General features: G+C 41.7%; 11 protein-coding genes. 10 read left to right on the top strand and 1 reads right to left on the bottom strand.

Annotated elements, in window-relative coordinates:
• Positions 1-11: 11 nt before the first annotated feature.
• Positions 12-299: a hypothetical protein gene (locus tag G498_RS0103125; protein ID WP_026979815.1), complete on the top strand. Its 288-nt coding sequence runs from the start codon at positions 12-14 to the stop codon at positions 297-299.
• Between the two features lie 79 nt (positions 300-378).
• On the top strand, positions 379-2,085 hold the full coding sequence (locus G498_RS15315) for a tetratricopeptide repeat-containing sensor histidine kinase (RefSeq protein WP_131387655.1): 1,707 nt from the start codon (positions 379-381) through the stop codon (positions 2,083-2,085).
• Here the strand turns inward: G498_RS15315 and G498_RS0103115 are convergent.
• On the bottom strand, positions 2,068-2,565 hold the full coding sequence (locus tag G498_RS0103115) for a metallophosphoesterase family protein (RefSeq protein WP_026979814.1): 498 nt from the start codon (positions 2,563-2,565) through the stop codon (positions 2,068-2,070). The genes G498_RS15315 and G498_RS0103115 overlap by 18 nt on opposite strands.
• Positions 2,566-2,695: 130 nt before the next feature.
• On the opposite strand from G498_RS0103115, the gene truA reads away from it, so the two are divergent.
• The 8 genes from truA to pepT all read left to right on the top strand — a co-directional run bounded on the left by truA (position 2,696) and on the right by pepT (position 12,991).
• Complete coding sequence (truA, locus tag G498_RS0103110; RefSeq protein ID WP_026979813.1) at positions 2,696-3,442, top strand: tRNA pseudouridine(38-40) synthase TruA; 747 nt, start codon at positions 2,696-2,698, stop codon at positions 3,440-3,442.
• On the top strand, positions 3,439-5,190 hold the full coding sequence (locus G498_RS0103105; RefSeq protein ID WP_026979812.1) for an ABC transporter ATP-binding protein: 1,752 nt from the start codon (positions 3,439-3,441) through the stop codon (positions 5,188-5,190). Before truA ends, G498_RS0103105 begins: the two co-directional genes overlap by 4 nt.
• Before the next feature lie 111 nt (positions 5,191-5,301).
• Positions 5,302-6,690 (top strand): dihydrolipoyl dehydrogenase, encoded by a 1,389-nt coding sequence (lpdA, locus tag G498_RS0103100; RefSeq protein WP_026979811.1) that lies wholly within the window; start codon positions 5,302-5,304, stop codon positions 6,688-6,690.
• Positions 6,691-6,801: 111 nt separating this feature from the next.
• Positions 6,802-9,021, top strand: coding sequence for a M20/M25/M40 family metallo-hydrolase (locus G498_RS0103095; protein WP_051269656.1), 2,220 nt, complete (start codon positions 6,802-6,804; stop codon positions 9,019-9,021).
• A gap of 128 nt (positions 9,022-9,149) precedes the next feature.
• The gene (locus G498_RS0103090) at positions 9,150-9,932 is read left to right on the top strand and encodes an MlaE family ABC transporter permease (RefSeq protein ID WP_026979809.1); all 783 of its coding nucleotides are present in this window, start codon (positions 9,150-9,152) and stop codon (positions 9,930-9,932) included.
• Positions 9,932-10,678, top strand: coding sequence for an ABC transporter ATP-binding protein (locus G498_RS0103085; protein WP_026979808.1), 747 nt, complete (start codon positions 9,932-9,934; stop codon positions 10,676-10,678). Before G498_RS0103090 ends, G498_RS0103085 begins: the two co-directional genes overlap by 1 nt.
• Before the next feature lie 6 nt (positions 10,679-10,684).
• Complete coding sequence (locus tag G498_RS0103080; RefSeq protein WP_026979807.1) at positions 10,685-11,662, top strand: MlaD family protein; 978 nt, start codon at positions 10,685-10,687, stop codon at positions 11,660-11,662.
• A gap of 81 nt (positions 11,663-11,743) precedes the next feature.
• On the top strand, positions 11,744-12,991 hold the full coding sequence (pepT, locus tag G498_RS0103075; RefSeq protein ID WP_026979806.1) for a peptidase T: 1,248 nt from the start codon (positions 11,744-11,746) through the stop codon (positions 12,989-12,991).
• Positions 12,992-13,041: the final 50 nt, after the last annotated feature.

The following is a 13,041-nucleotide window of genomic DNA, read 5'->3' as shown; positions in this document are numbered from 1 at the left end:
AACAAAAACTTATGGCATTACTTAGAAACTACGGCTTTACGACTACGTTAGACTCCGGCGAATTCGAATTCAGCTTTGAAATTCCGGACAATTGCAATTTTTCCACAACGTATGACGCAACCAAAAATTTGTACACTGTTTCGATACAGTTAAATTCCGGACAATCGCAACCTTCGAGTACTTTTGTAACCGAAAGCTGCAATTTTAACGATTCGAACGGTGTTTTAAACCTGCGTTTTCAGCAAACTTTAAATGGGGTTACCTCCACGAGACCAAAAGTTATAGTTGATTCAAACTAAAAAAATTAATCAGCTTTTGAGATTACAATATCTGATACTATTCTTTTTTTCTTTCACGGTGTTTTCACAACAACGCACCGTGAAAGATTCCTTTGATATCTACAAAGAAAACCGCCAATATGTAAAAGCCCTTGATTATTCTAACAAAAGAATTGAGTTTTACTTAAAGAAAAAGGATTACACAAATTATATCAATCAGGTAAACAGAAAATACAAATTATTAGCCAACGATGTTAAAGATCTGAAACGTGCTTATAAGCTTATACTCGACGCACTTAACAAAACTAACCATAAAGCATCAGACTACGAACGGGTCAAACTGTTATTCAATTTAAGCAATATTAATTTTAAACTGAAAAAATATCCTCAGGTAACTGAAAACACAAAAAAAACATTAAGTGATGCAGTCAGGGCAAAAAACGATACTATTATTGCAAGATCAAAAGAATTACTTCTTGTAAGTTATCTGGAAACAAAACAGACAGACAGTGCCTTCAAATATCTGGAACCAGCCCTTGAAAGTGCTCATAAAATAAAACTCAACCAGTTATTAGCTAAAGTTTACAACAATCATTTCTATTTTTACACGACAATCAAAGAACATGAAATAGCTAAAAAATATTTAGATTCCTCTTTAATATATGCTTTAAAATCTAAAGAGAAAATCTCTATAGAAACAGCAAAAGGAAATCTCGCAACCTACTACATCAATAACAGTCAGTATAAAAATGCAGAAAAATCTTTATTAGAAATTTTGAACGATAAAAATGCGGACACCTTATCTGCCCCTTATGGTATTGCTTACTTAAACTTATCCTATACTTATGAAAAAATGGGCGATATTAGTAAAGCCTACCGTTACCTGAGCAAATATGTTGATTATCTTAATTACCAGTTGGAATTTAAAAACGACAGCGAACTCGAACAGTTAAAAACCCAATATGAGTTAGACAAAGCCGAGAACAAATTCAGGGAAAAAGAACTCCTCTTAAAACAAAAGCAGCTTAAAAACGAAAAAATGCTGTATTTGTTATTGGCGATTTTATGTTTTCTCTCCGTTTTATTCTACTTCTTCTATCAGAATTTAAAGTTGCGTCAAAAGAGTAAACTCAAGGATCTTCAACAAACTACACAGCAAAACATTATCAATGCCACTATAGACGGCCAGGAAGAAGAGCGCAAACGACTTTCAGCTGTGTTACACGACAATATCAGTGCTTTGCTTTCTTCGGCCGGTTTACACATTTCTGCCTTTGAAGCGAATCATCCGGAGTTGAAAGACGAGCTTAAAAAAACCAAAGCCATTTTAAAAGAAGCACATGACAAAGTCCGCGATTTGTCGCACGATTTAATTCCTCCGGTTTTGGACAAATTGGGGCTTGCAAAGGCGTTTCAGGATTTGTGTGAGAAGAATTCCAACTCACTTATTCAGTTCCGTTTCAACAGCTTTATGAATGCGGAAGAACGTTTCCAAAGCGAATTTGAAACGAAACTGTATTTCATCGTGGCCGAACTTTTTAACAACATCATCAAACACAGCAAGGCTTCTCAAGCCACTTTAACGTTAGACAAACTGAACAATCAATTAACCATCAACATCGAAGATAACGGAAAAGGGTTTGATACTAAAAAAAGCAACCCCAAGAAAGGTTTAGGCTTATCACAGATCGAAACCCGTATTAAAAGTATGAACGGTTCCATCACTATTAATTCCGGAGAACAATCCGGTACGATTGTGCATATTACAGTGGAAATTCCGCAGACAAAATCAGACGCGGTTTCCTAACTCGATAACATTCAGATTCTGAATTTTATCCCCGTCGATTTCAAACTGCAACATGGTTCTGACCTGATGAAAACCGTGCTTTCCGGCCGCTCCGGGATTCATGTGCAGTACATTCAGTTCTTTATCGAATTGCACTTTCAGAATATGTGAATGTCCGCAAATAAACAATTTCGGCGGATTCTGACGGATTTCAGCACGAATCTCCTGATTGTATTTTCCCGGATAACCGCCGATATGTGTAATCCAGACGTCTACCTCTTCACACGTAAACCGATTGTGCAACGGAAATTCCAGACGCGCTTTTCCGTCGTCGATATTACCGTAAACGGCGCGTAAAGGCTTCAGTTTTTTGATAGTATCGGTTACAATTAAATCGCCAATATCGCCCGCATGCCACACTTCGTCTGCGAGTTTTACATATTTCAGGATGGTGTCGTCGATATGACTGTGGGTGTCGGAAAGCAATAGAATTTTTTTCATCACTAATTTAAATCGTTCGGCTAATTTACAGACTTGATTTCTAAAAATTCTCCTAAATCTTACGAAATCAAAATTCAACCAGTCAAAATCTTCGTAACTTTGCTCCTCTGAACTTTTGAGCCCAAACACCTTGAGATATTTCATCGAATTCGCATACAACGGAAAAAATTACCACGGTTGGCAATACCAGCCCCAATCAACCTCCGTACAGGAAACCCTGAACAAAGCCTTGTCCGTTTTGCTGAAAAAAGATATTGATGTGGTAGGCGCCGGACGCACCGATACCGGAGTACACGCCAAACAGATGTTCGCGCATTTCGATTACGAAACGGAACTAGATTCGGAATTTTGGACTAAAAAACTGAATTCATTTTTGCCGAAAGACATCGTGGTTTATCGTTTAATTCCGCTGCACGAAGACGCTCATGCCCGATTTGACGCCACCAGCCGAACCTACGAATACCATATTCACACTTTTAAAGATGCCTTTGAACACGAAGGAAGCTGGTATCATTTTCATCCGCTTGACGTGGCAAAAATGAACGAAGCCACCAAAATCCTTTTCGAATACAACGATTTTGAATGTTTTTCCAAAGTCCATACCGATGTAAAAACCTTCAACTGTGACATCAAAGAAGCTTTCTGGCAACAAAACGGCACACGACTCGTTTTTACCATTTCCGCAGACCGTTTTTTACGGAATATGGTCCGTGCGATTGTGGGAACGCTAATCGGTGTCGGTTTAGGCAAAATCTCACTGGAGGATTTCCGGAAAATTATCGAAAGTAAAAACCGAAACAATGCAGGATTTTCAGTTCCGGCGCACGGTTTGTATCTAACCAAAGTAAATTATCCGTATCTTCACCAGCAATCATGAAAGTCCTCCAATCCATATCGTTAAAAAAAGTGATGCAGTATGCGAAGCCTTACCAGTCAAGGCTTTACATGGTGGTAGTATTTGCGGTTACCTTGTCTGTTTTTGCGGCACTTCGCCCCTATTTACTGAAACAAACCATCGATGCTTACCTTAAAGTTCATGACAAAGAAGGTTTACTGTATTACATCGGACTGATGGCGGCTGTTTTGACACTTGAGGTCGCTTCCCAATTTTATTTTACCTATTGGGCCAGTTGGTTAGGACAGGACATTGTAAAAGATATTCGCGAGAAATTGTTCCGTCATATCACCAAATTCCGAATGAAATACTTCGATCTTGAACCCGTGGGAAAATTGGTAACGCGTTCCGTAACGGATATTGAGTCGATTGCCAGTATTTTCAGCCAGGGTTTGTTTATGATTGTGAGTGATTTGATGAAAATGGTAGTCGTACTCGGCATCATGTTCTACATGAACTGGAAACTAAGCTGCATTGTGGTTTTAGGCATGCCGATTTTGGTATACGCCACAAGAGTCTTCCAGCAAAAAATGAAGGTTGCTTTTGAAGAAGTGCGTAATCAGGTTGCAGCTTTAAACACTTTTGTACAGGAACGCGTTACGGGCATGAAAATCGTGCAGTTGTTCAACCGGGAAGAAATCGAACTGGAAAAATTCAAGGAAATCAACAGTTTGCACAACAAAGCGTGGCTTAAAAACATTTTGTATAACTCCATCTTCTTCCCTATTGCCGATATATTGTCCTCTTTAACCTTAGGTTTGGTGGTTTGGTACGGCGGCTGGAACATCATGAACGGCGATACAATGACCTCTTTCGGAGATTTATTCGCCTATACGATGTTAATCAGTATGTTGTTCAACCCGTTGCGTCAGATTGCGGATAAATTCAACGTGATGCAGATGGGAATCATTGCTGCGGAACGTGTTTTTGAAGTACTCGACAAAGACGAACTGATACAGGATTCCGGAGCAATTGTAGCTGGGCATTTTAAAGGCGATATCGAATTTAAAGACGTTCGTTTCAGCTATATCAAAGGCGAAGAAGTGCTGAAAGGCATCAACCTGAAAGTGAAAGCCGGTGAAACCATCGCCATTGTCGGAGCAACCGGAGCCGGAAAATCTACTATTATCAACTTACTGAACCGTTTTTACGAAATCGACAGCGGTTCAATTATTGTAGACGGCAGCAACATCAACGAATTCGACTTAGACAGCCTGCGCAGACAAATCGCCATCGTTTTGCAGGACGTTTTTCTATTTGCCGATACGATTTCCAACAACATCACCCTGAACAATCCTGATATTTCAAGAGAAGATGTAATTGCTGCTGCCCAAAAAATCGGTGCACACGACTTCATTATGAGCTTACCGAACGGCTACGATTACAACGTAAAAGAACGCGGGGTCATGCTGTCTTCCGGACAACGTCAACTCATTGCTTTCCTGCGCGCGTATGTGAGCAACCCTAGTATTCTGATTTTGGACGAGGCGACTTCTTCCATCGACACCTATTCCGAAGAACTGATTCAGAAAGCTACGGAAACCATTACCAAAGGCCGAACTTCCATCGTGATTGCACACCGTCTGGCTACCGTAATCAATGCCGATAAAATTATTGTGATGGACAAAGGACAGATTGTAGAAGAAGGCAAACATTACGAATTAATCAGTAAAGCCGAAGGATATTACAAAAATTTATATGAATCGCAATTTGCGGTGGAGAATAATTGATAATTCTCGAATTAATCCCTATTTTCGTACGCTGAAATTAAACCAAATAAATCTTTGAAAGGACGTGTGAGCACCACACGGCTTTTCATAAAACAAATAAAAGACTAAAAAATGAAATACGACGTTATTGTTTTAGGAAGTGGTCCAGGAGGTTATGTAACAGCCATCAGAGCATCACAATTAGGCTTTAAAGTAGCCGTTATCGAAAAAGAAAACCTTGGAGGAATCTGTTTGAATTGGGGATGTATCCCAACCAAAGCCTTATTAAAATCCGCTCAGGTTTTCGATTACCTAAAACATGCTTCCGACTACGGTTTGAAAGTAGAAAATGCCGATAAAGATTTTGCTGCCGTTATCGCACGTTCCCGCGGTGTGGCAGAAGGAATGAGCAAAGGTGTTCAGTTCTTAATGAAGAAAAACAAAATCGACGTCATCGACGGTTTCGGAAAAGTGAAACCAGGTAAAAAAGTAGACGTTACAGCTGCAGACGGAAAAGTAACCGAATATTCCGCAGACCATATCATCATTGCAACCGGAGCGCGTTCCAGAGAATTGCCTAATTTGCCACAAGACGGTAAAAAAGTAATCGGATACCGTCAGGCGATGGTATTACCGGAGCAACCTAAGAAAATGATTGTAGTAGGTTCCGGAGCCATCGGAGTGGAATTCGCGCACTTCTACAACACTATGGGAACCGAGGTTACTATCGTGGAGTTCATGCCAAACATCGTTCCGGTAGAAGACGAAGACATCTCAAAACAATTCGAGCGTTCCCTGAAAAAAGCGGGCATCAACATCATGACCAACGCTTCTGTGGAAAAAGTTGACACTTCCGGAAAAGGCGTAAAAGCTACGGTGAAAACAGCTAAAGGCGAAGAAATTCTTGAGGCAGATATCGTACTTTCAGCCGTAGGAATCAAAACCAACATCGAAAACATCGGATTGGAAGAAGTAGGTATCGCTACAGACCGTGATAAAATCCTTGTAAATGCCTACTACCAAACCAACGTTCCGGGTTACTACGCCATTGGAGACGTAACGCCAGGACAAGCTTTGGCACACGTTGCTTCTGCTGAAGGAATTTTGTGTGTGGAAAAAATCGCAGGTTTACACGTTGAACCGTTAGATTACGGAAACATCCCGGGTTGTACGTATGCTACACCTGAAATTGCTTCGGTAGGTTTAACTGAAAAAGCGGCAAAAGAAAAAGGATACGAAATCAAAGTTGGTAAATTCCCGTTCTCAGCTTCAGGAAAAGCAAAAGCAGCGGGAACACCAGACGGTTTCGTAAAAGTAATTTTTGATGCCAAATACGGCGAATGGTTAGGCTGCCACATGATTGGTGCCGGCGTAACCGATATGATTGCAGAAGCTGTTGTAGCCCGTAAACTGGAAACTACAGGGCACGAAATCCTGAAAGCCGTTCACCCGCACCCTACCATGAGTGAAGCGGTGATGGAAGCGGTTGCCGATGCGTACGGTGAAGTAATCCACTTGTAATTAGAAGTTAGAATTCAGAAATATTGACAATCCGTTTTGTGAAAGCAGAACGGATTTTTTTATTTAAACCCATTCAAATTTGCTATTTTAGTAAGATAAAACCACTCAATTATGTTTATCAGAAATATAACCCTTTTTCTACTGACTGCGGCAACTTTTACAAGTCAGGCTCAGGAAAAAAACCTCAAAAACATCCGTAAACTCACTTTTGGCGGCGACAATGCCGAAGCGTATTTCAGCCCGGACGGAAAATCCTTAACCCTTCAGGTTACCAATCCCGATTTGGGTGTGGAATGCGATCAGATTTATTCATTGGATTTGACCCAACCCAATATTGATTCCAAAAGCCTCAAACTGGTTTCCACCGGAAAAGGAAGAACCACCTGCTCCTATTTCATGCCGGACGGAAAACACATTCTGTACGCCTCAACGCACGCGGCTAACCACGCCTGCCCCGCTCCGCCAAAACCTAAAGACGGTAAATACCTTTGGGCAATTTATCCGGAGTTTGAGATTTACATGGCCGACAAACAGGGAAACATCGTAAAACAATTAACCAATTCTCCGGGATATGATGCTGAAGCGGTTGTTTCCCCCGACGGAAAGAAAATCGCGTTTACCAGCATCCGCAGCGGCGATCTGGAAATCTGGACCATGGATATTGACGGAAGCAACCTGAAACAAATCACAAACGGATTGGGTTATGACGGTGGCTGTTTCTTTTCACACGACAGCAAAAAACTGGTATTCCGTTCGTCCAGACCTAAAACGGAAGTCGAAATAAAGGAATACAAAGATTTGTTGGCCGAAAACCTGGTAATGCCGACCAATATGGAAATCTACACCTGCAACATCGACGGTTCGGATTTAAAACAGGTAACAAATTTAGGCAAAGCCAACTGGGCGCCTTACTTCCATCCTTCTGATAAAAAAATCATTTTCTCTTCGAATCATCATGCCACCAGAGGTTATGATTTTCAGTTGTATATGATTAACACTGACGGAACCGGATTAAGACAAATCACCTGGGAGAGTGAATTCAATGCCTTTCCGATGTTTTCGCCCGATGGCAAAAAACTGGTTTTCTCCAGCAACCGTCAACAGGGAAAAGCCCGTGAAACCAATGTTTTCATAGCCGATTGGGTCGACACCGACGAAGCCGAAACTGTTAATCCGGCAAACCTGAAAAAACACATTTCCTATTTAGCTTCCGATGACTTAAAAGGAAGATTGACCGGTTCCCAAGGCGAAAAACTGGCGGCTCAGTACATCGAAAAGGAATTCAGAAAACTGGGGCTGAAACCCTATCAGAAATCATTTCAGCAACCGTTTACCTATGCCGTTCGCCTGAATCCGCACGACACGATTTCCAAAGGAAAACCGAATAACGGCAGCAATGTCATCGCCTATTTAGACAACAAAGCCAAACGTACTATTGTTATCGGCGCACATTACGATCATTTGGGACTGAACGAACATCATCATTCCACCAAAATGAATTCCGAAGGCGAAATCCACAACGGAGCTGATGACAATGCTTCCGGAGTTGCCGGGGTTTTAGAACTCGCCCGAATGTATTCGCAAAACAAAACCAAGGAAAACGTCAACATCATTTTTGCCTTGTTTTCCGGGGAAGAAGACGGTTTAATCGGCTCCAAACACATGGCCTCGACCTTAAAAAAACTGTATCCGAATGTGGAAGCCATGATTAACATGGACATGATCGGCCGCTTAGACGATAAAAAATCCTTAGTAATCGGCGGAACCGGAACCTGCCCTTCCTTCCCGGATATCATCGAAAAGAACAAACCGGCCGGATTCAACATCACTCAGGAAACCGGCGGTATCGGGCCTTCTGATCACACTTCGTTTTACCTGAAAGATATTCCGGTACTGTTTTTCTTTACAGGCACGCATCAGGATTATCACAAACCGAGCGACGATGAAGCAAAAATCAATTACAATGGCGTAACTTCAATTGTGGAATACGTTTTCAGAACGGTAAATGCTATCGGTAATCTGGATAAAATCGAGTTCACCAAAACGAAAATCAACGCCGAGAAAATAGTTCCGAAATACAAAGTCACTTTAGGCATCATGCCGGATTATACCGATCACGGCGATGGTTTGCACGTGGATGGTGTAACCGAAAACCGCCCGGCCCAACAAGCCGGAATTCAGGCTGGTGATGTAATTACCAAAATCGGTGACTGCACCGTAAAAGAAGTGTACAGCTATATGGAATGCCTTTCCAAACTGAATGCCGGTGATGAAAGAGAAGTAACTTTTATCCGAAACGGAAAAACGATGACCGCTAAGGTTACTTTCTAAACAAATAAAGCATTGTAAAAGAAATCCGTTTTGTTCCGGCAAAGCGGATTTTTTCATATTCTTTAAAGCCAAAGTCTTACAGAAAAATAGTATATTTGGGTAGTAGTTGAGCATAACTGTTCCTCTTTATGTCTGCATTCTCCAAAATAAGTCGGAATTTTGAAGCCTTTTTAATCGAAATCGGAGAGCTTTCCTATTTTGCGGGCAACTTTTTTAAAGAACTTTTCAAGACTCCGTTTGAAGGAAAAGAGTTGCTAAGGCAATGCTACAATATGGGCAATCGTTCGTTGTTACTTGTTGGCGTTACGGGTTTTATCATCGGGTTGGTTTTTGATTTGCAATCCCGACCGACCTTACAGGAATTTGGCGCCGTTTCCTGGATGCCTTCGATGATTAGCATTTCCATTATCCGCGAAATTGGCCCGATTATCACTTCACTGATTTGTGCCGGAAGAATCGGATCGGGAATTGGTGCGGAATTGGGTTCCATGCGCGTAACCGAACAAATCGACGCTATGGATGTTTCCGGAACGAATCCTTTCAAATATTTGGTCGTTACCCGGATTTTGGCCACAACCCTAATGCTTCCTTTATTGGTTCTTTTTGGGGATGCCATCGCACTTTACGGATCTTTTCTGGTCGAAAATCTCAAAGGAAATGTGTCGTTTCAACTCTATTTCAATCAGGTGTTTGAAGCGCTGAAATTTAGCGATCTGGTTCCGGCTACCATCAAATCGTTTTTCTTTGGTTTTGCCATCGGACTCGTAGGCTGTTATAAAGGCTATTATTGTAAAAAAGGAACAGCTGGCGTCGGATTGGCGGCTAATTCAGCGGTGGTGTACACGTCGATGCTGCTTTTTATTATTGATTTTGTTGCTGTATTTGTAACCGATATTTTTTATCACGAATGATGACCACAACCAGCAATACGCCTATCATTGAAATCCGAAACCTGAAAAAAAGTTACGGATCCAACTGTGTTTTGGACGGTTTTAACCTGACTTTAAAAGAAGGGGAAAATCTGGTGGTAATGGGCAAATCCGGCTCCGGAAAATCAGTAATGATTAAATGCCTCATCGGTTTGGAACAGGCGGACAGCGGCAGCATTACCGTTATGGGGAAAGACGTAATGGCACTGGAAAAAGACGAACTGGACGATTTGCGCACCGAAATAGGCTTCCTGTTTCAGGGCAGCGCTTTGTACGATTCGATGTCGGTACGGGAAAATCTCGAATTCCCGTTGCGAAGACACACCAAAAAATTCGGGATTATTGAAGACACCACGCCGTTGGTTATGGAAGCGCTAAAAAACGTAGGCCTGGAAAGCGCCGTCGATTTAATGCCCAGCGAATTATCCGGCGGAATGAAACGAAGAGTGGCGTTAGCCAGAACCTTAATCCTGAAACCCAAAATTATTTTATACGACGAACCCACAACCGGGCTCGACCCTATCACCTCCAAAGAAATCATTTTACTGATGCAGTCGATTCAGAAAGAGTACAAAACCTCGTCGATTATCATTACGCACGATGTGGATTGTGCGCGGGTAATCGCCAATAAGATGATTTTGCTGGTGGACGGTATTAATTATGCGGAAGGCACTTTCAAAGAACTGTCGGAATCGAAAGATCCTAAAGTAGCGGCTTTCTTTAAATAAACAAGTATGGAAAAAACAAACGCTCAGAAAATACAATTAGGCTTTTTTGTGCTCCTCGGTACACTGCTGTTTGTGACGGCGGTTTATTTCGTGGGAAAAAAACAGAACATGTTTGGCAAACAAACGCAGATAAGCGCCATCTTTAACAATGTTAACGGCTTACAATTGGGCAATAACGTGCGGTATTCCGGGATTAATGCCGGAACGGTGAAAAATATCGAAATGATTAACGACACGACGATACAGGTCGATATGCTCATCAACAGCAAAATCCTGCCGCATATCCGGAAAAATGCGATTGCCACGATAAGCTCTGACGGATTGGTGGGCAACATGATTATCAACATCATGCCGGGAGAAGGTAATGCCGAACCGGTAAAATCGGGCGATGTGATTCAGTCGTTCAGTCGGGTGCGAACTGATGATATTCTGAAAACCCTGAATGTAACCAACGAAAATGCCGCTATTCTAACTGCCGATTTAATCAAAATCACTAAAGAAATCACAGACGGAAAAGGTACCATCGGTTTACTGCTGAACGACAAGGAAATGGCCAACGACCTGAAAGAAACGCTCAACTATTTAAAAATAACCAGTAAAGGAACGTCCGAATCGGTGGCGAATTTAAAACAACTGATTGGTTCTTTGAACAACAAAAACAATGTGGTCGGCGTCGTTAACGATACAATGGTTGCCCAAAAAATCAAGCACATTGTCTTCAATCTTGAAAAAACCAGCACCGGAATTGACAGCGTGGTGGACAACCTGAATACCACCATTTTAAACGCAAAACAAGGCAAAGGTGCCATCAATTATTTATCCAACGATCCGAAACTGGTGCAGAAAATCGATTCGACCATGACCAACATTAACAAAGCCAGCATCCAGCTCAATCAGAATCTGGAAGCACTGAAACACAATATCTTTTTCCGGGGCTATTTCAAAAAGCAGGAAAAGCTTAAACAAAAGCAAATAAAACCATAGAAATACTTCGTAATTAAGTAGAATTTCATCGCAACTAACTGAGCAAATCTTTATCTTTGTTACGCCTAAAAAACAGACATCATGCAACATATAATCGACCGTTTCATCAGTTATGTTACTGTAGATACGGAATCTGACCCGAATTCAGCCACAACGCCGAGTACTGCTAAACAATGGGATTTGGCCAATAAATTAGTCGAAGAACTGAAAGCGATTGGTTTACAAGACGTTACCATCGACGACAAATCATACATTCAGGCCACTTTGCCAAGTAATCTGGATTATGAGGTACCAACAATTGGTTTCGTGTCACATTTCGACACTACGCCGGATTTCACGGGAGCAAATGTAAAACCGCAAATCGTTCCGAATTACGACGGAAAAGATATCATTTTAAACAAAGAACAGAACATTGTTTTATCACCTTCATACTTTGAAGATTTATTGTTGTATAAAGGGCAAACTTTAATTACAACCGACGGAACCACCTTATTGGGCGCCGACGACAAAGCCGGTGTAACGGAGATTGTTACCGCCATAGAATACCTGATTAAAAACCCGCAGATTAAGCACGGAACGCTGAAAGTAGGTTTTACGCCGGATGAGGAAATCGGTCGCGGTGCGGACTTTTTCGATGTGGAGAAATTCGGCTGCGATTGGGCTTATACCATGGACGGCAGCCAGATTGGCGAACTGGAATACGAGAACTTCAACGCGGCGGGTGTGAAACTGAAATTCAAAGGGAAAAGTGTGCATCCGGGCTATGCGAAAGGCAAAATGATTAACTCGATGCTTTTGGCGACCAAATACATTTCGAAATTACCGAAAGACGAAGTGCCGGAAAGAACCAAGGGTTATGAAGGTTTCTTCCACGTGGTACATTTGGACGGAAGCATCGAAGAAACAAACGTTCAGTTGATTATCCGCGACCACGACCGCAAAAAGTTTGAAAAACGCAAAAAGAAAGTGGTTAAAATTGCCGAGAAATTCAACAAAAAATATGCGAAACAATTCGGCGCAGACATTGTGGAAATTGAGGTAAAAGACCAATACTACAACATGCGTGAAAAAGTGGAGCCGATGATGCACATAGTGGATTTAGCCGAACAGGCCATGAAAGATTTAGACATCAAACCGATTATCAAACCGATTCGCGGCGGTACGGACGGTTCCCGTTTATCGTTTATGGGCTTGCCATGTCCGAACATTTTCGCCGGCGGGCACAACTTCCACGGAAAATACGAATACGTTCCGGTGGAAAGTATGCAGAAAGCTATTGATGTAATTGTACGAATTGCCGAATTAACGGCTGAAAAGTATAAGAAGTAGTTAGTAGTCGCAGTGCGTAAATTTCAGTGTACCGTAAACTTTTGAACTTT

The sequence above is a fragment of the Flavobacterium suncheonense GH29-5 = DSM 17707 genome (assembly GCF_000430025.1).
In the GTDB taxonomy this organism is placed as follows: Bacteria; Bacteroidota; Bacteroidia; order Flavobacteriales; family Flavobacteriaceae; genus Flavobacterium; species Flavobacterium suncheonense.
The sequence above is the reverse complement of the archived record's forward strand: the minus strand, read 5'-3'. Positions and strand labels throughout refer to the sequence as shown.